The following is a 21,264-nucleotide window of genomic DNA, read 5'->3' as shown; positions in this document are numbered from 1 at the left end:
GCGCGAATCACCTCACCGCCTAGCTCGCCGCCGGGCGGCACCGCCGTCAAGATGCCGTGCCGTCTCTGGCATTGAATGGTGGGGTTCAGCCCGCTTTCTGGTCGGCTTGGCCGGATGGTTCTGCCGGGTTCTGTTGTACCGGCAGCGGTGGCGTTGTTGGCCGTGCCCGCGCCAGGCGCTTGCGCCGCACAATCCGCACCTTGCGGATCCGGCGGGGATCTGCCTGCATGATTTCAAATTCGAAACCCTTAAGCCGTGTCACCACCTCGCCGCGCACCGGCACCCTGTCGATCAGATCGAAAATCAGACCACCCAGCGTATCCGCGTCTTCCGCGTGGACGCCGGGCTGAAAATCGGTGCCGAAAATCTCCTGCAATTCGTTCAGTTCCACCCGGGCATCGGCGACATAGGTATTGTCGTCGATCTTGCGGACGAGATCTTCATCTTCATCATCGTGTTCGTCTTCGATATCGCCGACCACCGCTTCAAGCAGATCCTCAATGGTCACCAGCCCGTCCGTGCCACCATATTCGTCAACCACCATGGCCATATGCACACGGGTTGCCTGCATGGTCTGCAACAGATCACCCACCGGCATGGAGGGGGGGACAAACAGCACTTTGCGCACCATGTCGCGATGGCCGATCTTGTGCTTGAGCACAGCGGTCAGCATTTTGACCGGGATTTCCTTGCCATTGCTCTCGCTGCCGTTGATGTCGCGGATTTCGGTGAGCCGCTGCAACGCATCCTTGATGTGCACAAAGCCCAGGATATTGTCGAGATTGTCGGCATAGACCGGCAGGCGCGAATGACCGGCGCTGTGAAAAGTGGCGATCAGTGTCGCCATGGTCTCGTCCTCGTCCACCGCCTCGATATTGGCGCGCGGCACCATGACGTCGCCCACGCGCATGCCGCCAAGCTTGAGCACATTTTGCAAAATGGCCCGTTCATTGTCCGAGAACGCGCCGGTACCGTCATGGGCCTTGTCTTCAAGAGCCTCGGCCAGATCGTCACGCAGACTTGCGGAGCGGAAGGTTAAAAGCGCGCGTAGCCGTGTCCATGCGGATGGCTTGCGCCCGGTTTCGCTGTCGCCATTGGAGCGATGCGGCCCTGTGGCCGCGGCGGTAGATTGGTCGCTGTCGTTCATCTCAACGAACCGTGGTTCAAACACGGTTCCATCTCTCCGTTAAAAATATAAGTCCAAAAATAACCTGTCGCCTCAGCATATCACATTTCCGGCGCGTCGCCCGCATAGGGGTCGTCAATGCCAAGACTTGCCAGAATCTGGGTCTCCAGACCCTCCATGACAAGGGCATCCGCGTCATTCTCATGATCATAACCAAGACAATGTAAAAACCCGTGTACCAGCAAATGGGTAAAATGATCGGTAAAACTTTTGTCCAGTTCCCCGGTTTCCCGCTCAAGGGTCTCCCGGGCCATGGAGATATCGCCAATCAGGCCATTGATCGGGGTGAAAGGGTCCATCGCTGGAAAAGACAGGACATTTGTTGATTTATCCATCTGGCGCCATTGCGCGTTGAGGGCGCGCTGGGCGGCGTCATCGGTCAGCAATACCGAGAGCATGGCCGGTCCCGTCATGGGCACACCGCTTTGCGCAAGCGCCGCCAGAATGGCGGTTTCGGCCAAAGGCTCCAGCGTTTCCGGCCAGGCGTCGTCTTCTATGGCAAAATCAATTTCAAGCGGATAGGCCGGGGCGGTCAGGTCGGTTTATCCTTGTGTCTTTTGGTTTTTCTGGGCGCCAACCGCCTCATAGGCCCGCACAATGCGCGCCACCAGCTCATGCCGCACCACATCCCGGTCGGTAAACCGCGAGATATGCACGCCCTCAACCCCGGAAAGCAGATCGAGCGCTTCCACCAGCCCCGAACGTTCGCCGCGCGGCAGATCAACCTGGCTGGGATCACCGGTGACGATCATTTTCGAGTTTTCACCCAGACGGGTCAAAAACATCTTCATTTGCATCGAGGTGGTATTTTGCGCCTCATCGAGAATGACCACGGCATTTGAAAGGGTCCGGCCACGCATGAAAGCGAGCGGGGCCACCTCGATCACGCCGGTGGCAATGCCCCGTTCCACATGTTCGGGCCGCATCATGTCGTAAAGCGCGTCATAAAGCGGGCGCAGATACGGATCGACCTTTTCCTTCATGTCGCCGGGCAGAAAACCCAACCGTTCCCCGGCCTCAACGGCGGGGCGGCTCAAAATGATCCGGTTGATATCGCCGCGTTCCAGCAATGTCGCCGCATGGGCGACCGCCAGATAGGTCTTGCCCGTGCCCGCAGGCCCGGCGCCGAACACCAGCTCGCGCTTTTCCATGGCGCGCATATAGCCGTCCTGGGCCGGCGTGCGTGCGACAATGGTCGCCTTGCGCGTAGCAATCTGCGCCATGCGCACCTTGCCCTTTTTCTCCATCGTGGGCAGGGTCAGCTGATTGTCTTCGTCCTCGATGACGCGAATGATCGCATCGACATCGGCAATCACCAGCACCCGGCCTTCTTCAAGCGCTGCATAAAGCGATTCCAGCGCCCGCCGGGCCTGATCGACCCCGGTACTGGTGCCGCGCAACAGCACATGATTGCCCCGGGGCGTGGCCTCGACCCCGAGCCGCTGTTCAATCAGCGCCAGATTCTGGTCGTATTCACCGTAAAGCTGGGCGGCAAGACGATTGTCTTCGAAGGCGAGTTCAAGATCAGTTTTAAGTTTGGGATCAGTCTTGGGCGACAGATGCGTGATCAAACGTTTTCACTCCGCTCATGGGCGTTATGTTCACTCGATACGTCAAGATTAGCCGATTCTTCGGGCGATTCTGTGACAATTCTACCCTGAAGTGAATTTTTGGATAGTCCGGTAATTTCCACCATCCGCATTTGCCCGATCAGGCTGACCGGCGCATCCACATGCACGGCCTGCAAATAGGGCGAACGCCCGCCAATCTGCCCCTCATTACGCCCCGGCTTGTCGAGGAGGACCGGCAGGGTTTTACCAATGCACGATTGGTTGAACGCGGCCTGCTGTTCGGTAATCAGCGCCTGCAGACGGTAAAGCCGCTCCATTTTCACCTCTTCCGGCACCTGATCGTCCATCAGCGCCCCCGGTGTGCCCGGCCGCGAGGAATATTTGAACGAAAAGGCTGCCGCATAACCGGTCTCGCGCACGATCTGCATCGTGTCCTCGAAATCCTGATCGGTCTCCCCGGGGAACCCGACAATGAAATCACCCGAGATGGCAATGTCGGGCCGGACCGCACGGATCCGCGCAATCAGCGCCAGATATTCAGCCCGCGTATGCTTGCGGTTCATCGCCTTCAAAATCCGGTCCGAACCCGATTGCACCGGCAGATGCAGATAAGGCATCACCTCGGGCAGGTCGCGATGGGCATCGATCAGCGCATCATCCATGTCGCGCGGATGCGAGGTGGTATAACGCAATCGCTCCAGCCCCTCGATCTCGGCCAGACGGTATAAAAGCGCCCCCAGACCGATCGGTTCGCCATTGGCGTCAAGGCCGTGATAGGCGTTAACATTCTGACCCAGAAGGGTAATTTCACGCACCCCCGCCTCAGCCAGATTTTGCGCCTCGGCCATGATCTGTGCCACCGGCCGCGACACTTCGCTGCCGCGCGTATAGGGCACAACGCAGAATGAGCAGAATTTATCGCACCCTTCCTGCACGGTCAGGAAGGCGGTCATGCCCCGGGCGATGGTTTTCTCGCGCCGCGCCTGTGGCAGGTGCTCAAACTTGTCCTCTTCAGGGAAATCGGTATCAACAATCCGTCCATTGGCGGCCCGCGCCACCAGATCGGGCAGTTTGTGATAGGATTGCGGTCCGAACACCAGATCAACCACGGGCGCCCGCGCCATGATCTCGTCGCCCTCGGCCTGCGCCACGCAGCCGGCAACCCCGATCATCACGTCGCTGCCGGCTTCCCGTCGCGCATCGCGCATGATTTTCAGCCGCCCAAGTTCGGAATAGACCTTTTCCGCCGCCTTTTCGCGGATATGGCAGGTATTGAGCAGCACCAGATCGGCCTCGCCCATCTCCGCCGTTGTCTCATAGCCATGTTCTGCCAGCGCGTCCGTCATCCGGTCGCTGTCATAAACATTCATCTGGCAACCATAGGTCTTGATGAAGAGCTTTTTTGTATTCGATGTCATAAGCGGGGATTTACACTGAAAGCTGGGCTTTTGAAAGCATCTCGGCGCGTAAGGCCTGAGACGCCTAATCCGGCTTGTCGGATTTGAGCGGTACCGCATAAAGCTCAAGCCGGTGATCGACCAGTTTATAGCCGAGCCGTTTGGCAATCACTTCCTGGATCGCCTCGATTTCCTCATTGCGGAATTCGATCACCTTGCCGGTGCGGATATCGATCAAATGGTCATGGTGCTCATCGGGGATCAATTCGAACCGGGCCCGTCCGTCCTTGAAATCATGCTTGGTCACAAGCCCGGCTTCCTCGAACAGGTTGACGGTGCGATAGACCGTCGACAGCGAGATTTTCGGATCCAGCTCGGAGGCGCGGCGGTAAAGTTCTTCCACATCGGGGTGATCATCGGCCCGCTCGATCACCTGGGCGATGATCCGGCGCTGCTCGGTCATGCGCATGCCACGGCCAACACATTGTTCTTCCAGCGTGTCGTTCTGCTGTACCTGGTCCACCACGGGCAATTTCCTTGTCTTCAGGCTTTTATGCGCCTACTCGAGCTGGCAGCGCATCACCAGCGCCGTCGCCGCCGTCCCATCGGGTTTGGCATAATAGCCTTTACGCTGGCCAATCTCGGCAAAACCGAATGCCTTGTATAGCGCAATTGCCGGTTGATTGTCAGTTTCAACCTCCAAAAACATGCGCGTGACCGGGGTCATCAGCAGGTCATCCATCGTCGCCCGCAACAGCGCCGCGCCAACCCCTTTGCCGCGCCATTTCGGATCAACAACAATTGTCAGTAATTCCGCTTCGTCTTCCAAAAGCCGCAACATGGCAAAACCGGCCACCCGGCGTTTTGTATCAAGAGCAGCATAGCCAGGCGTGCGCTCGGCGTCGCGCACATAGGCGGCAAATTCGCTGGCGGGCCAGCCGCGATAAAATGCGCCCGCATGCAGCCGCGCCAGTGCATCAGCATCCTCCGGGCGCGCCGGGGCGACATGCAATCCGCCGGGGGCCATCCAGATTTTCATGGTGCCGGGGTTTCCAAGGGTGCGCGCGGCACAATTTTTCTCGTGTCCTGCGGCTTTGCATCTGCCGCCCGGATATAGGTGGGATCGGGAGGATAAAGCGCCGGATCGGCAAGGGCTGCAAAACCTGCCATCAGCCCGATATCGGCAAATTTGGGTTCCAGCAGCAAGGCATCCGCCCACATATGCGCCCGCGCCGCCGCCATTGGCAGGATTTGCGCGGCCTCCGCGGGCGCACCGGGCGCGTCAAAATTCTGCACATAGGCCTCGTTGCGGCGCGCATCAACAAGAATGCCTAAAGGCAGGTCCGGCGCGCCGCTCAAGGACATGGCCACAAGTGTCGGTATGCCGATCACCGGAATACCCAGCCCCAGCCCAAGTCCCCGCGCGGCCGAAAGCCCGATCCGCAAACCGGTAAAAGACCCCGGCCCGCTCGTCACCGCAATATGGGAAAGGCTGTCAGGCCCAAGTTGATGGCGCGCCAGCAGGGCGTCAATACGGTCGAAAATGATTTCCGCATGCCCCTTGGCCACCTCTTCAACCAGCGTATCAACCCGGCCCTCAAGTGCCAGCGCCAATTGCAGGCGCGGCCCGGCAGTGTCGATGGCCAGCAGGGCCGGATGGGGTATCGCGATTGTCATGTCTGATCAGATAAAGCCCACACCGGCCGGGGGCAAGCGCGATTATCCCGGCAAGGGGCGCGCAAATGGCTTTAAAAGGGGGCGTGGGCCTTGGGTCCCGCGCCCCGTTAATGCCTAGACCTGCTGTACGTCCTCGACGCCGGGCACAAAATGCCGCAACAGGTTTTCAATGCCGCTTTTCAGCGTGGCCGTGGAGGAGGGGCAACCCGAACACGCGCCCTGCATGTGCAGGTAAACCGTGCCTTCGCGGAAACCCTTGAAGATAATGTCGCCGCCATCCATGGCCACAGCCGGGCGCACGCGGGTGGCCAGTAATTCCTTGATCACTTCAACCGTTTCGCCATCGCCTTCATCAAAAAACTCGGCACCGCCTTCGTCTTCATGGGCGACCGCCGCATCGCCCAGAATCGGCGCGCCGGAGAGAAAATGCTCCATGATCGCGCCCAGAACAGCGGGTTTGATATGGGCCCAGTCGGCATCATCCTTGGTCACCGAGATAAAATCGCTGCCCAGAAACACGCCCGTTACACCATTGACGGCAAACAGCGCACTGGCCAGCGGCGAGGCGCTGGCAGTTTCGGCATTGCGGAAATCGCGCGGGTCGCCGGTCAGCACTTCGCGGCCCGGCAGGAATTTCAGCGTCGACGGATTAGGTGTCGCTTCGGTCTGGATAAACATTTGGCATTGTCCTTCTTCGGTCCGGAAATTCTTCTTTAGAATAATTCCAGACACACCGAAAATAGACCTTTCACCCGGCAATGTGAAGGGGGCGCGTTAAAAATTGATTCCGCCAGCCCGGCAGGCGGTCTTTGGGGGCGGTCCGCCCGATTGGCTAGCACACGGCGGCGATCTGGTCGTCGCTCAGCCCGCCCGGGATAATGGTGACAGGGATCGGCAGGGCGGTGGCCCCGCGTGAGGCAAAGGCGGAAACCAGCGGCCCCGGTCCTTCCGACGAGGTGCCCGCGGCGAGAACCAGAATGGCGATATCCTTGTCCTCATCGATCAGTTTTTCGATCTCTTCGGCCTTGCGCCCCTCGCGCACCACGGTTTCAACCTTGATCTTGCCAATCGTGGCGATCCGCGCCGTGCGCAGGTCCAGGAGCCGTTCGACCTCTTCAAGCGCCTCGGCCCGCATGATTTTCTCGACCCCCAGCCAGTGCTGGAAATCATCGGGTTCAATTACCCCCATCAGCACCACGGTGCCGCCCGTACGGCGCACGCGATAGGCGGCAAAGGTCACCGCCCGGTCGCATTCCTCGGTGTCATCGATGATGACGAGAAATTTGCGCTTATATTCGTCCTGTTCACTAACCAAGCTGCCACCCGTCATTGCCAAAATCTGTTGTTCATCGTGCCATCGTCCCGCAGGAGCGGCAAGTGGGATTGTCCCAACCCCAATTTTGCCTCAGCCGGACGGGCGGGCCAAACCCGTTTCATGCTTTTAAATCAACGCCGAAAGCCGTTAGCGCACAAACCCGATAATATCGCGCACCTGCCCCATGGTTTCTGCCGCAATAACCGAGGCCCGTTCCGCCCCGTCGCGCAGCACCGCTTCAATCTCGGTCGGATCAGCCAGATAACGCCGGATTTCATCCGCCATCGGCGCCAGTTCGGTCACAGCCAGTTCCGCAAGGGCCGGCTTGAAAGCACCAAAACCCTGCCCGCCGAATGCGTCCAGCACATCCTGTTTGCTCTTGCCCGAAAGGGCTGCATAAATCCCAACGAGATTATCCGCTTCCGGCCGGCCCTTGAGCCCGTCCAATTCTGTGGGGAGCGGTTCCGCGTCCGATTTGGCCTTCTTGATCTTCTTGGCGATGGTGTCGGCATCATCGGTCAAAACGATGCGTGACTGGTCGGAGGGGTCCGATTTCGACATTTTCTTGCTGCCATCGCGCAAGGACATGACCCGGGTTGCGGGTCCGGCAATCAGCGGCTCGGTGACGGGGAAATATTCCTTGTCAAAACCATTGCTGGCAATGCTGTCGGCAAAATCATTGTTGAATTTTTGCGCAATGTCGCGGGTCAGTTCCAGATGCTGTTTCTGGTCATCGCCCACCGGCACATGCGTTGCCTTATAGAGCAGAATGTCCGCTGCCATCAGCGAGGGATAGGCCAGAAGCCCCAGCGATACATTTTCCGAATTCTTGCCAGCCTTGTCCTTGAACTGGGTCATGCGCGTCATCCAGCCAATGCGGGCAACGCAATTAAACACCCAGGCCAGTTCCGCATGCTGATGCACCTGCGACTGGTTGAAAAGGATCGATTTTTTCGGGTCGATTCCGGCCGCCAGATAGGATGCTGTCAGTTCCAGCGTTGTCCGCCGCAGGTCCTCAGGGGTTTGCCACACGGTGATCGCGTGCATGTCGACCACACAATAAAGGCAGTCATGGCTGTCCTGCAGCGGCACAAACCGGCGCATGGCGCCCAGATAATTGCCAAGGTGCAGATCGCCGGAGGGCTGGATGCCGGAAAAAACGCGCGGAGTAAAAGACATGAACCTGTTCCTGATATCGGGCGGGAAAGCCGGGACGAAGGCTTATCGCGCAAACTGACCCGCCCCTGCAAGCCTTGGCGGGATTTCTGTTGGGTGAGGCCTTGTTATTTGCGGCGGCGGAACGCCCCCAAAAGCGTGCCGAGCTTTTGCACACCGGTCAGATGAACAAGCGCAAAATAGCCTGCCATCCCGGCCAATATCGTGACCCCAAGCACCAACGTCTGCAGCCAGAAACCATAGGTGCCCGCAAAAACCGGTCCGGCAAGAAGCAAAACGCCCCAAAGCGCCAATGCCAGCAAAAGACTGATCAGAACGATCAGCCCCTGTTTCTGCCAGTGGCTGGCCGAAAGTGAAAAATGCCCGCGCCGCGCCAGGGTAATGGCCAGCAAGCCGGTATTGGCCCAGGCCGCCACCGAGGTCGCAATGGCAATGCCCACATGCTCAAGGGTTGGAAACAATATCAGCGACAGGCCGATATTGATCACAACCGATATGCCGGCATAAATCGTTGGCGTCAGCGTATCCTCCCGGGCGAAAAATCCCGGTTGCAACACCCGCACCAGCACAAAGGCCGGCAGCCCGACGGCAAACCCGATCAATGCGGCCGCTGTCGCTGCGGTCGCCTCGGGCGTAAAGGCCCCGCGTTCAAAAAGGATTTGAACAATCGGATGGGCAAGCGGCACGAAAGCGGCCGCTGCCGGCAGGGTCAACAGCATGGCGATCAAAAGCGATTGATCCTGCGCCGCCTTGGCTTCCACATCGCGCCCGCCCTTCAGGTGGCGCGACAGTTCGGGCAACAGCACCGTGCCAATGGCAATGCCGATAATCCCCAATGGCAATTGATAGAGCCGGTCGGCGTAATAAAGATAGGAAATGGCACTGTCCGCCGCCGAGGCGATGATCGTGCCCACGAAAATATTGATCTGGGTAATCCCGCCGGTCATAACCGCGGGAATGGCCAGCACCCAGAACCGTTGCACCTGTTTATCGACCCGCGGCCAGGCAAAACGCGGCAGAAAATTGGCGCGCCTGACCGCAATGGTCACCAGCACCAATTGGGCAATGCCCCCTGCAATAATCGCGATCGCCACCCAGATGGCGGTCGTCTCCGGGCTTTCGATGCCGATAATCAGCATTGGCACAAAAAAGACGATCGAGGCGATGTTAAGCAGGATTGGGGCCGCCGCCGAAGCGGTGAACCGTCCGAGCGCATTGAGAATGCCGCTATAGGCGGCCATCAGCGACATGAAGGCGAGATAGGGGAAACAAATCCGGGTCAGCAAAACCGTCAGATCGTATTTCTCCGGATCATCGAGAAACCCCGGCACAAACGGGGCCATCACCACCGGCATGAAAATTTCCGCCAGAATGGTCAAACCCACCAGAAATACCAAGAGCCAGGAGACAATGCGCGAGGCCAGCGCGTAAGCTGCCTCATTGCCTTCCTGCTCAAGGGATTTGGCAAAAAGGGGCACAAAGGCGGTGTTGAATGCGCCCTCGGCAAACAGCCGCCTGAACAGGTTTGGAAAGCGGAAGGCGGCAAAAAACGCATCCGCTGCCATGCCCGTACCCAACAGGCTGGCCATCAGCACATCGCGGACAAATCCCAATATCCGGCTGAGCAATGTCAGCGCGCCGACATTGACGAAATTGCGCAACAGGCCCGCGCCGCCGCCCTGGGCGGCCATTATCCGGCCCGCTTCGCCGCGTCCGGCACGGCTTTTGGGGGTTCCAGCACTTTCATCAGCCGGTCATGTATCCGCTTCTGACGGGCTTTCAGCTCGATCTTGGAGCCGGTCAGATCGGTAACATAGAAAACGTCGACCGCCTTTTCGCCATAGGTACCGATATGGGCCGATCCAATGGTCAGGCTCAAATCAGCGATTTCCCGCGTCAGATCATGCAACAGCCCGGTCCGGTCCAGCCCGGTGACCTCGATCACGGTAAATTTCTGGCTGAGCGCATTCGAGACTTGCACTTCGGCTGGCACCGAGAACGGTTTGACCCGCCGGTTGAGCCGCGAATCGCCGGGCAGGTCGCGTGATAAATAACGCTTGCCCTGCAACAGGTCGCGCACCGTCTCGATAATCCGCAAGGCCCGGATCCGCTCATCTTCATCGGAGGTAAACGCCCGGCGCAGCCGGAACGTGTCGAGCGCCTGCCCGTCCCGCATGGAGAACACCTGCGCCCCGATAATCGAGGCTTCCCCAAGCGTGCATGCGCCCGCAATCATCGACAAAAGCCGCGGGTGATCGGGGGTATAAAACGACAATTCGGTAATGCTCTCAAAGCTCTTGATATGCACCGAGCCTTCAAACGGTTTGCCCACCTTGTCCGCGGTACGGATCATTTCCGCATGCGCCCGCTGCAATTCCGCATCGGCTCTCAGCCAATAGGCGCTATATTGCCGGTCCTGATAGGTCTTGATTTCCTTGGCCGTCCAGCCGGTCAGCTTTTCCGCCAGCGCCCGCTTGGCCTCTTCAATCCGGTCCTTCTGGGTCAATTGCGAATGCCCGCCCGACAAGAGCGGTTCGGTCGCATAATAAAGCGCCCGCAACAGCGAACCCTTCCATCCGGTCCAGACGCCAGGCCCCACCGCGCGGATATCGCAGGCGGTCAAAATCATCAACAGGGCCAGCCGGGCCGGGCTTTGCACGATATCACCAAAATTCTGCGCGGTTTCCGGGTCCTGAATATCGCGGCTTTGCGCCACCTCGCTCATCAGCAAGTGGTATTCCACCAGCCAGGTCACCGTTTCCGTCTCAGCCGGGGTCAGCCCCAGACGCGGGCAGAACTTGCGCGCAATCCTGGCGCCTGCAATCGAATGGTCCTCATTGCGGCCCTTGGCAATGTCATGCAGGAACAGCGCCACATAAAGCAGGCGCACATCATTCAGCGTTGGCAGCAATTCATGGGTGAGGGGAAGCTCGTTTTTCAGCCCGCCATTGGCAATCTTGGCCATCACCCCGACCGAGCGGATCAAATGCTCATCGACGGTATAATGATGATACATGTTGAACTGCATCAGGGCGACGATCTTGCCGAATTCGGGCACGAACTTGCCCAAAACCCCGCTTTCATTCATCCGCCGCAAAATCCGCTCCACCGATTGCGGCGAAGTCAGGATTTCAAGGAAATAGGCATTGGCCTTGTCATTGCTGCGCAAGGCCTTGTCGACCAGCCGCAAGGTCCGCGTCAGGGCCTTGAGTGCATCTGGATGAAACAGCAGGTCCTCGCGTCCAGCCAGCCAGAAGACCTTGATGATATTGACCGGGTCTTCCTCAAACACATCAGGCCGCGCCAGATTGATCCGGCCCTGTTCGATCAGAAAATCGCTCTCGCCGCGGATCTTGCGCCGCGCGCCCCCGCGCAAACCCTCAAGCACCCGCCCCACCAGCGCGGGGCTTTTCGCATGCGCAAATTCCAGCGAGGTGCAAATGATACGGGTGAGGTCGCCCACGTCTTTTGCCACCAGAAAATAGCGTTTCATCAGCCGCTCGGCCGCCAGCATATTGCCGCGATTGGCAAAGCCTAGCCGCTCGGCCAGATCGTGCTGCACCTCAAAGGTGATTTTCTCGTCAGCCCGACCGGTCATGAAATGCAGGTGACAGCGCACCGCCCACAAAAAGTCCTCGGCCTTTTCAAAAAGCCGCAATTCCTCCCGCGAGAAAACGCCCTTGCCCACCAGTTCCTTGGATGAGCGCACCCGGTAGAAATATTTGCCGATCCAGAACAGCGTATTGAGGTCGCGCAACCCGCCCTTGCCATCCTTCACATTCGGCTCAACCACATAGCGCGTATTGCCGATGGCAGCATGGCGCTCATCGCGTTCCGCCATTTTCGCGGCAATGAATTCCGGCCCGGTATTGACCATGATTTCCTGCTCGAACCGGCTGACCATGGTCGTGAACAGGCTTTTGTCCCCGGCCAGATAACGCGCTTCAAGCGTCGCTGTGCGCACCGTCATGTCGGTCTTGGCCATTTTCAGGCAGTCATCGAGCGTGCGCACCGCATGACCGACCTTTTGCCGTAAATCCCAAAGGATATAGAGCACATATTCGGTAATCTTTTCGCCGCGAGGGGTCTGCTTGGCCGGCAGAATGAACAATAGGTCAATGTCCGATCCGGGCGCCAGCGTGGCGCGGCCATACCCGCCAACAGCGGCGATGGTAATGGTATGCGGCGTCTTTTCCCGGCTTTTATAGACATGCTCGGCGGCAAACATATAGGTCGCCCGGATAATCTCATCCTCGGCCTTGCAGATATTCTGCGCACAGCGTGTGCCGCGCCCCGAGCCTAGAAGTTCAGCTTCCGCCGATTGGCGTGCCTTGGCGACATTCGCCTTGATATGCTCCAAAAACAGCGCCCGCGCAGCTGGCGAATCCACCGGCGCATCTCCCAGCGCCCCAAGCACGTCACTAACGATGTCACGGGCGGACCGGGTTTCAAATTTCGGCTTTTTCGGCGCCTGTTTAGTGGTGACTATTGTCATCACGAACTTTCTTGAGCTGGTAAATCAAATCAATGGCCTGACGTGGTGTTAGCTCATCGGGCCGTATCGTGTCGATCATATCCGCCAGCGGGTCAGCGGCGATTTGCGGCGGTGCCGGGCGATGGGTAAATAGCGGCAAGTCATCAAGGGCCGGTCCGGCCGCCCCGCTCGGCTGTTGTTCCAGATGGGTCAAAACATCGCGCGCCCTGACAAGCACCGCCTCGGGCAGTCCTGCCAGCCGGGCGACCTGAATACCATAGGAACGGTCGGCAGCCCCGTCGGCCACTTCATGCAAAAACACCACTTTCCCCTGCCACTCGCGCACTTTCATCGTGTGGTTCGAGGTGCGGGAAAGGGTTTTCGACAGGGCCGTCAGTTCATGGAGATGGGTCGCAAACAGCGCCCGCGAGGCATTGGCTTCATGCAACGCCTCGGCGGTCGCCCAGGCAATCGACAGGCCGTCAAAGGTCGAGGTGCCGCGTCCGATTTCGTCCAGCACCACCAGCGATTTGCGGGTCGCCCGATTGAGGATTGCCGCCGTCTCCACCATTTCCACCATAAAGGTCGAGCGGCCATGGGCGATATCATCCGACGCCCCGACCCGCGAGAACACCCGGTCCACCACCCCGATATGGGCGGCGCGCGCCGGCACATAGCCCCCGGTCTGGGCCAGAATGGCAATCAGTGCGTTCTGGCGCAAAAACGTCGATTTACCACCCATGTTCGGGCCGGTAACCAGCCACAGCTGCCCGCCCTCGCCCTCAGGCCCCGAGAGGTCGCAATCATTGACCACAAAGCTTTCGCCATTCGCCGCCAGCGTCTGCTCAACCACCGGGTGGCGGCCGCCTTCAATCCTGAAGGCCAGCGAATTGTCGATCACCGGCCGGCAATAGGCGCGCTCAGCGGCAAGATTGCCCAATGCGGTGGTCACATCCACTTCCGCCAGCGCATCGGCGGCGTCGCGCAGCCGGTCGGTCTCGGCCAGAACCGCCTGGTGCAGCCGGGCAAAAATCCCGATCTCGATCTCAAGCGCTGCCTGATGCGCATGGGCAATCGCCCCGGCCAGTTCCGCCAGTTCACTGGTGGTGAAGCGCATGGCATTGGCCATGGTCTGGCGATGGATGAAACTGGCATTGAACGGTTCGGCCAGAAGCCGCGCCCCGAAATTGGCCGGCACTTCGACGAAATAGCCAAGCACATTATTATGCTTGATTTTCAGCGACTTGATGTCGGTCTCCCCAGCCAGCCGCGCCTGCAATTCAGCAATCACGCCCCGACTTTCGGTGGCCAGCGCCCGTTCCCGGTCCAGCGCTGCGTCATAACCGGGGCGCACAAAGCCGCCATCACGTGCCAGATTGGGCGGCTCATCGCCAATGGCCCGGCCCAGTTCATCTGCCAGTTCGCCCGGCGCTGAAGCCAATGTGTCGGCCAGCGTTTGCAGCCCTTCGGGCAAATCCGTCTGCTGGCGGATCAGCGCACCGAGCGCCTTGGCACCGGCAATGGCATTGCCAATACTCACCAGATCGCGCGGACCGCCGCGATCAAGCGCCAGCCGCGTCAGTGCACGGGTAATGTCCGGCACCGTGCGCAAGGCCTGCCGCAAACGGCTTGTGAACTGGCTGTTGTCAACGCAGGTCGTCACCATGTCGAGCCGCGCATTGATCTGCTCGGCATCGGCAAGGGGGGCCGCCAGCCGCCGCGCCAGCAGGCGCGATCCCGCCGAGGTCAGTGTCTGGTCAATTGCATGCCGCAGCGAGCCCTTGGCTTCCCCGCGATTGGTGACAAGAATTTCAAGCGAACTGCGGGTTGCCGCATCAATCGCCATCAGCTTGCCGCTGGTCTCGGTCACCGGCGCCCGCAAGGCCACCGCGCCGCCTTTTTGCGCTTCGGTCACATAGGCAATCAGGGCACCAATGGCGGCGCGTCCCGCTCTGGTGAATGCACTGGGGTCAATGCCCTCAAAACTTTGCCGCAAGCGGTCAGCACCCAGCTCGGAATCAAAACTGTCGCTATCGAGCAGCGTCAGATGCGCTTTGGAACCGGGCGGCAGCAGCGGCTGGCCAGACAGCATTTCATGGGCGGTTTTCGCCATGATCACTTCGGCGGGCGCAATCCGCCCCAAAGCGTCGCTCACCCCTTCGCCATCAAGGTCGCTCACCCATGTCTCGCCCGTGGAAATATCGGTCCAGGCAAGGGCAAAGTCGGTTTCCCCGTGCCGGATCATGGCCAGAGACGCGAGAAAGTTATTGGCCCGTGCGGGCAAAAGGTCGTCTTCGGTCAGGGTGCCGGGGGTCACCAGCCGCACCACATCCCGTTTAACAACAGATTTGGAGCCGCGTTTCTTGGCCTCGGCGGGGTCTTCCATCTGTTCGCAAATGGCCACCCGGTGCCCGGCGGCGATCAGCTTTTTCAGATAATCCTGGGCGGCATGCACCGGCACACCACACATGGGAATATCATTGTCCAGATGCTTGCCGCGCTTGGTCAGCACAATCCCGAGGGTCTGCGAGGCGATTTCCGCGTCTTCGAAAAACAGCTCGTAGAAATCCCCCATGCGGTAAAACAGCAAAAAGCCGGGATTGATCGATTTGATCTCGAAAAACTGCGCCATCATCGGCGTCAGCGCCGCCTCTGGTGCGGGCTTGGACGCGGCCTGGCCGGGCGCCGGATCGTAAGGGGCTTGATCCATCAAAAAAAGACTGGTTCCTGAAAACGCAAGTTGGCGAGACTAGGGCAGTTGGCGGCTAAATCCAACCGCCCCTGACGCCAGAATTCAGGTTATTTTTCACCCAGTATGTCGCGCCACGAATATTGCGGCTGATAGCCCAACTCATCCCGGGCCCGGTCAATGCCGATCAGCGTGTCATGCGGCCCGGTGCCGGGGCGCAGTTTCGTGCCCGGAAAGCAGCGTTCGAGCAGCTCTTCATTGGTCATTTTCATATTGGTATCGGCAGCGGCCAGCGTGTAATTGCGGGCGCTTCTGATGTCGGCCTGAAGCGCCAGCCAGATCCCTTGCGCGATGTCGCGGCTGTCCACATAGCCCCAGAGATTGAATTTCTTGTCCTCGGGCTTCTCCCAATAGGGGGGCAATTGGTCATAGCCGGTCTCATGGCCTGCAATGTCATAATAGATATTGGAGAACCTGAGGCCCAGGATCGGCATGCCGTGCAGGCGGAAGAAATGCGCGGCCATCTCCTCGCACACCGCCTTGGAAATCCCGTAGGAACCGGTTGGGATCGCCGGTTCGTCATCATGGGTCGGCAGCAAGTCCGGCACGTGTTTGTCATAGGGAAAGCCGAGCACGGTTTCCGACGAGGCCCAGACGACCTTTTCCATGCCGAGCGCCACAGCGGCCTGAAATACATTATAGGTCGCCAGCGTATTGGTGTGAAACCGCTTCGCCCCGGTGAAATGGTCAAAATCGGGATTGGCGTTCGCCGCCAGATGCACCACCGCATCACACCCATGCAGGCAGGCAAAGGTATCGCCGTAATGGGTCAGGTCCACATGACGAAAGGACCCCACATCCTGACGCGGCGGGGCAATGTCGAGATTGACAACCTCATAGCCCTTGTCGGCCAGCATTTTGACGATAACGGCACCAATGCCGCGCTCGGGCGACCCCGATCCGCCGGTAACTGCGATGGTTTTCATGGGGCATGTCTCCTCGGGTTTGGGCGGCCCTGACGGGGCCGCCTTTATATTCACGTGTGTTCCCCGTCACGGCGAGGCGGCCAAGCCGCCGAAGCAATCCAGAGCAACAGGCGCGGTGCTTGAGTTTCTGGATTGCCGCGCGCCCGTCGGGCGCTCGCAATGATGGGGTCTGGCCTACTGGATTGGCGTATAAGTCAGATAGCTGAAATCCGCTTCAAGCGCCGTCCCGTTCAAATCCTGCGCACAAACACCAATGAACGCCCCGGTAAACGAGCCATGCTCTGCATGCCCGCCGCATTCATCCGAGAGGAGCGAGGCATCCAGCGCCGGGCCGAACGGGGCCATCTCCCCGCCCTCGAGCGCATAGGCAAACTGCAGCTTTGAATCCTTGACCGTCACCCCGAGCCGCAGTTTGCCGTCATTAGGTACGCTGAGCGGGTCGCCATGAAAGGTCAGCTTGCCATCGGGATGGCTGGCCTCGGAACTAACGATCATCAATTCGCGCTGCCCGTCAGCATGGGCGGTCACCACCAGATAGTGGAAATTATAGCGCGAATAATAAGCGGTCAGCCCGGCCATTTGTCGTTCATCGGTCGGCGAGAAATCGATCTCGGTTTCTGCCTGATAATTGAAATGCTGCTGCCGGCGCGCCACCAGCGCCTGTTCAAACCACGAGCCAATCGATTCGCGGCCATAAAGCCTGAGGACGCCCGGCTTGTCGGTCAGCGAGAAAATCCGCTCCGGCTCTGGCGTGCGCAACCATTGCAGGTCAATCGGCAATTCAGCACTGTCAAAATCATAGCGCTTTGCAGCCCAGTATTTGGCCTCGTCGCGGGCGGCGGGCAGGTCCACCTCAAGCGCGGGCACCGGCCCGTCCTTGACCCAGAGCCAGCCATCACGCCATTCGGCCTCCTGAATGCCGGTTTCCCGTCCCAGTACGCAGCGGCGTTTCTGCGTCGTCGGGCGGCCCATCAAATGCACCACAAAGGTCTTGCCATCCGGCGTCTCGACAATATCCCCATGGCCCGAGCGCTGCACCGGGTTTAGCGGATGGTCCTTGGCAGTAATGATATGCTTTTGCGGATGCAGTTCATACGGCCCCTCGATCTGGCGTGACCGGGCAAAGGTGCAGGCATGCTCATAACCCGTGCCGCCTTCCGCGGTCAGCAGGTAATACCAGCCATCGCGCTTGTAGAGATGCGGGCCCTCAACCAGTTTCAAATCTGTGCCGGTGAAAATATTCTGGCGTTCGCCCACCAGCTTTTGCGCCACCGGGTCATATTCCTGGGCGGCGATGCCGGCAAACAAGAGCGGGCGCACCCGGTGGTCCCACATCATGTTGATGAACCATTTCCGCCCGTCATCATCATGAAACAGCGAGGGGTCAAAGCCCGAGGAATTGATGTAGACCGGATCGGACCAGGGCCCCTCGATTGAAGGCGCGGTCACGATATAATTATGCGCATCCTTGAACGAGCCGTCCTTGCGCTTCACATCGGTATAAACGAGCCAGAATTGTTCGCCATCATGGGTCAGGCATGGCGCCCAGACCCCGCAGCTGTCCGGGTCCCCCCGCATATCCAGTTGTGACTTTCGGTTGAGCGGCCGGGTGATCAACTCCCAGTTGGTCAGATCTTTTGAATGATGGATCTGCACCCCGGGAAACCATTCAAAGGTCGAGGTGGCGATATAATAGTCGTCACCGACCCTTAAGATCGAGGGGTCGGGATTAAACCCGGGCAATATCGGATTTTGAACAATTGGCATATCGGGCTCCTGTCTCCCTTTGCGCTTGGGGCAAAGGTGGCGCTTTAACGCCGGATAAGGGTCTCAGCTATTTGTGTTGTGCATTCGGCGTGTTGCGCGTTCCCTCCCTCTCCCTTTGGGGGAGAGGGCCGGGGTGAGGGGGCCTTGCGGTACGCGCAAAAGCCCCCCTCACCCGGCGCGTTGCGCCGACCTCTCCCCAAGGGGAGAGGTGAAGGATATAGTCTCAAACAAACCGGTTGATCAGGTTCTCGAGATATTCCTGACGGCCCGAACGCGGTTGCGGGTCGAGATCATCTGTCTCAACGCGCGCCGCAATCTCCTCAAGCGAGCGTTCGCCCTTCAGCATGGCTTGCGCTTCCTTGCCGTTCCAGCCCGCATAACGCTCTTCAAGGAACTTGTCATAAGTCCCGTCCTCAATGATCGCCGCTGCCGCTTTCAACCCACGGGCGCAGGTGTCCATGCCGCCGATATGACCATGCAACAGGTCTTCCGGATCAATGGACTGCCGCCGCAATTTCGAATCGAAATTGGTGCCGCCGGTGGTAAAGCCGCCCGCCTTGAGGATGTGGTAATAGGCCAGCGCCACTTCCGGCACATTGTTCGGAAACTGGTCGGTGTCCCAGCCGGACTGGTAATCATTGCGGTTCATGTCGATGGAACCGAAAATCCCGTGCGCTGAAGCCATCGCCACTTCATGCTCGAATGTGTGCCCGGCCAAAATCGCGTGGCCCACCTCGATATTGACCTTCACCTCTTTTTCCAGCCCGTACTTTTTCAAAAACCCGTAGACCGTCGAAACGTCATAATCATATTGATGCTTGGCCGGTTCCTGCGGCTTCGGCTCGATCAGGATCGCGCCTTCAAAGCCGATCTTGTGCTTATAATCGACCACCATGGAGAGCATGCGCGCCATCTGGTCCATTTCCTGGCCCACACGGGTATTGAGCAATGTCTCATAGCCTTCGCGCCCGCCCCAGAGCACATAATTCTCGCCGCCAAGGCGATGGGTCACGTCCATATTCGCCTTGATGGTCGCCGCCGCATAGGCAAACACATCCGGGTCCGGATTGGTCGCTGCCCCCGACATGAAACGGCGGTTGGAGAACAGGTTCGCCGTGCCCCAGAGCAGTTTTGTGCCGGTCTCGGCGATCTTTTCCTCAAAAATATCGGCCAGCTTGTTCAGCCGCTTCACCGATTTGGCATAGCTCTCGCCCTCGGGCCGCACATCCGCATCGTGAAAGCAGAAATAGGGCGCATCAAGCAGGGTGAACAATTCAAACGCCACATCGGCCTTCAGCCGGGCATCGTCCATATCGCCGCCAAACCAGGGGCGGTCGAAGGTGCGCCCGCCAAACGGGTCGCCGCCTTCCCAGGCAAACGAATGCCAATAGGCAACAGCAAAGCGCAAATGCTCTTTCATCGGTTTGCCGAGCACGATTTCGTCCGGGTTGTAATGGCGGAAGGCGAGCGGATTGGTGCTCTCGGGGCCTTCATATTTGGCGGGGGTCAGCCCCTTGAAAAAATCGGTCATGCAGTTGCCTCCTCAATGGCAGGATAAAGCGCGCGATAACGCGCATATTGATTGGAATAGGCCTCAACCAGCGCCGCATCGGGCGTGATCACGGATTTGATTTCGGGCATGGTGCAGACAGCGCGCGGGTCGGCGCCTTCCGCTGCACAAAGCCCCAGTCGTGCCGCGCCAAAGGCGCCGCCGAAATCCCCGTCATGGGGCACATGGATTTCCATGTTGAGATTGGTAGCGATCATTTTCAGCCAGAGCTGGGAATTCGAGCCGCCGCCAACCGCCAATAGCCGGTCGATCCTTGTGCCCGCATCCGCCAGCACCCGCTGGCTATCGCGAAAGGCAAAGGCAACGCCCTCCATCACCGCCTGCGCCAGTCGCGCCGGATCGGTCACATGCGACAGCCCGGTAAAACTGCCGCGCGCCCCGGCATTATTGTGTGGTGTGCGTTCGCCCGAGAGATAGGGCAGGAAAATCTCCGCTCCCGGCCCCTTGAATTGCGCTTCCGCCGCGCCGGCCAGTTTGGTCGCGCTTTGCCCGGTGATCTTCGCCAGCCAGTTCAAACTATCCGTCGCCGACAGGATCACGCCCATCTGGTGCCAGGTGTCGGGGATCGCATGGCAAAATGCATGCACTGCGCCCTCCACATTGGGCCGGAACTTGTCATTGGAGACAAACAAAACCCCCGAGGTGCCCAGCGAGACAAACCCATCCCCCGGCTGGATCGCGCCAATGCCGCAGGCCGAGGCTGCATTGTCCCCGCCGCCACCGGCGATAATCACCGGTCCGGTCATGCCCCAGCGTGCCGCCAGTTCGGCTTTCAATTGCCCTGCCGGGGCCGAGCCTTCAACCAGCGCCGGCATATGCGAGCGGTTCAGCCCGGTCGCCGCCAATAGCGCATCAGACCAGTCGCGCTTGCCCACATCCAGCCAGAGCGTGCCCGAGGCATCGGACATGTCTTCCAGATAGTCCCCGGACAATAACAGCCGGACATAGGCTTTCGGCAGCAGCACTTTGGCAATCTGCGCGAAAATTTCCGGCTCATGCTTTTTCACCCAGAGAATTTTCGGGGCGGTAAAGCCGGGCATGGCAATATTGCCGGCAATCGCGCGGGCTTCGGGGCAGGCTTGCTCGATTTCCGCACATTCCGCACTCGAGCGGCCGTCATTCCACAAAATCGCCGGGCGCAGTACCGCGTCGGCATCATCAAGCAAAACGGCACCATGCATTTGGCCCGAAAGCCCAAGCCCGCGCACCCTGGCCAGCTCAGCCGGATGCGATTTTGACAAGGCGTCAACCGCTTCCAGCACCGCGCGCCACCAGTCAGCCGGATTTTGTTCCGACCAGCCGGGCTGCGGCCGCATCACCTCAAGCGGCGCGCTGGCCTCGCCAAGCGCCTTGCCCGCCCGGTCAATCAGCATGGCTTTGACCCCCGAGGTGCCAATATCAAGACCGAGATAGGTACTCATGAGGCACGTACCTCAAAATTGATTGTCATATTTTC

17 protein-coding genes are annotated in these 21,264 nt (G+C 59.4%); all 17 read right to left on the bottom strand.

Going from position 1 to position 21,264, the window contains the following annotated elements; translation table 11 throughout:
- Window positions 1-85 precede the first annotated feature (85 nt).
- The 17 genes from L1P08_RS11040 to xylB all read right to left on the bottom strand — a co-directional run bounded on the left by L1P08_RS11040 (window position 86) and on the right by xylB (window position 21,229).
- On the bottom strand, window positions 86-1,171 hold the full coding sequence (locus L1P08_RS11040; RefSeq protein ID WP_303617066.1) for a hemolysin family protein: 1,086 nt from the start codon (window positions 1,169-1,171) through the stop codon (window positions 86-88).
- A 56-nt stretch (window positions 1,172-1,227) separates the two neighbouring features.
- On the bottom strand, window positions 1,228-1,656 hold the full coding sequence (gene ybeY, locus L1P08_RS11035) for an rRNA maturation RNase YbeY (protein ID WP_497007245.1): 429 nt from the start codon (window positions 1,654-1,656) through the stop codon (window positions 1,228-1,230).
- Between the two features lie 72 nt (window positions 1,657-1,728).
- The gene (locus L1P08_RS11030; RefSeq protein ID WP_303619553.1) at window positions 1,729-2,754 is read right to left on the bottom strand and encodes a PhoH family protein; all 1,026 of its coding nucleotides are present in this window, start codon (window positions 2,752-2,754) and stop codon (window positions 1,729-1,731) included.
- Window positions 2,754-4,175, bottom strand: a complete 1,422-nt coding sequence (miaB, locus tag L1P08_RS11025; RefSeq protein ID WP_303617064.1) for a tRNA (N6-isopentenyl adenosine(37)-C2)-methylthiotransferase MiaB — start codon at window positions 4,173-4,175, stop codon at window positions 2,754-2,756. Before miaB ends, L1P08_RS11030 begins: the two co-directional genes overlap by 1 nt.
- Window positions 4,176-4,239: 64 nt before the next feature.
- Window positions 4,240-4,623 carry a Fur family transcriptional regulator gene (locus tag L1P08_RS11020; RefSeq protein ID WP_303619552.1) on the bottom strand — a complete coding sequence of 128 codons (384 nt, stop codon included), beginning with the start codon at window positions 4,621-4,623 and terminating at the stop codon, window positions 4,240-4,242.
- A gap of 90 nt (window positions 4,624-4,713) precedes the next feature.
- The gene (rimI, locus tag L1P08_RS11015; RefSeq protein WP_303617063.1) at window positions 4,714-5,193 is read right to left on the bottom strand and encodes a ribosomal protein S18-alanine N-acetyltransferase; all 480 of its coding nucleotides are present in this window, start codon (window positions 5,191-5,193) and stop codon (window positions 4,714-4,716) included.
- Window positions 5,190-5,831, bottom strand: coding sequence for a tRNA (adenosine(37)-N6)-threonylcarbamoyltransferase complex dimerization subunit type 1 TsaB (gene tsaB / locus L1P08_RS11010; protein WP_303617062.1), 642 nt, complete (start codon window positions 5,829-5,831; stop codon window positions 5,190-5,192). The genes rimI and tsaB overlap by 4 nt, the downstream gene beginning before the upstream one ends.
- A 114-nt stretch (window positions 5,832-5,945) precedes the next feature.
- Window positions 5,946-6,509, bottom strand: coding sequence for a NifU family protein (locus L1P08_RS11005; RefSeq protein WP_303617061.1), 564 nt, complete (start codon window positions 6,507-6,509; stop codon window positions 5,946-5,948).
- A 154-nt stretch (window positions 6,510-6,663) separates the two neighbouring features.
- Complete coding sequence (locus tag L1P08_RS11000; RefSeq protein ID WP_303617060.1) at window positions 6,664-7,161, bottom strand: universal stress protein; 498 nt, start codon at window positions 7,159-7,161, stop codon at window positions 6,664-6,666.
- A 132-nt stretch (window positions 7,162-7,293) separates the two neighbouring features.
- The gene (gene trpS, locus L1P08_RS10995; protein ID WP_303617059.1) at window positions 7,294-8,325 is read right to left on the bottom strand and encodes a tryptophan--tRNA ligase; all 1,032 of its coding nucleotides are present in this window, start codon (window positions 8,323-8,325) and stop codon (window positions 7,294-7,296) included.
- 104 nt (window positions 8,326-8,429) lie between these two features.
- On the bottom strand, window positions 8,430-10,013 hold the full coding sequence (murJ, locus tag L1P08_RS10990) for a murein biosynthesis integral membrane protein MurJ (protein WP_303617058.1): 1,584 nt from the start codon (window positions 10,011-10,013) through the stop codon (window positions 8,430-8,432).
- The gene (locus tag L1P08_RS10985; RefSeq protein WP_303617057.1) at window positions 10,013-12,817 is read right to left on the bottom strand and encodes a [protein-PII] uridylyltransferase; all 2,805 of its coding nucleotides are present in this window, start codon (window positions 12,815-12,817) and stop codon (window positions 10,013-10,015) included. The genes murJ and L1P08_RS10985 overlap by 1 nt, the downstream gene beginning before the upstream one ends.
- On the bottom strand, window positions 12,798-15,506 hold the full coding sequence (gene mutS / locus L1P08_RS10980) for a DNA mismatch repair protein MutS (protein WP_303617056.1): 2,709 nt from the start codon (window positions 15,504-15,506) through the stop codon (window positions 12,798-12,800). The genes L1P08_RS10985 and mutS overlap by 20 nt, the downstream gene beginning before the upstream one ends.
- Window positions 15,507-15,595: 89 nt before the next feature.
- Window positions 15,596-16,471 carry an NAD-dependent epimerase/dehydratase family protein gene (locus L1P08_RS10975; RefSeq protein WP_303617055.1) on the bottom strand — a complete coding sequence of 292 codons (876 nt, stop codon included), beginning with the start codon at window positions 16,469-16,471 and terminating at the stop codon, window positions 15,596-15,598.
- 174 nt (window positions 16,472-16,645) lie between these two features.
- Window positions 16,646-18,232: a glycoside hydrolase family 43 protein gene (locus L1P08_RS10970; RefSeq protein WP_303619551.1), complete on the bottom strand. Its 1,587-nt coding sequence runs from the start codon at window positions 18,230-18,232 to the stop codon at window positions 16,646-16,648.
- 229 nt (window positions 18,233-18,461) lie between these two features.
- Window positions 18,462-19,769, bottom strand: a complete 1,308-nt coding sequence (gene xylA / locus L1P08_RS10965) for a xylose isomerase (RefSeq protein WP_303617054.1) — start codon at window positions 19,767-19,769, stop codon at window positions 18,462-18,464.
- Entirely contained in the window at window positions 19,766-21,229 is a 1,464-nt protein-coding gene (xylB, locus tag L1P08_RS10960; protein ID WP_303617053.1) for a xylulokinase, read from the bottom strand. Before xylB ends, xylA begins: the two co-directional genes overlap by 4 nt.
- Window positions 21,230-21,264: the final 35 nt, after the last annotated feature.

Origin of the sequence: Mariluticola halotolerans, assembly GCF_021611515.1 — a bacterium.
Taxonomy (GTDB): domain Bacteria; phylum Pseudomonadota; class Alphaproteobacteria; order Rhizobiales; family Devosiaceae; genus Mariluticola; species Mariluticola halotolerans.
This window is presented reverse-complemented; position numbering and strand designations above follow the sequence as displayed.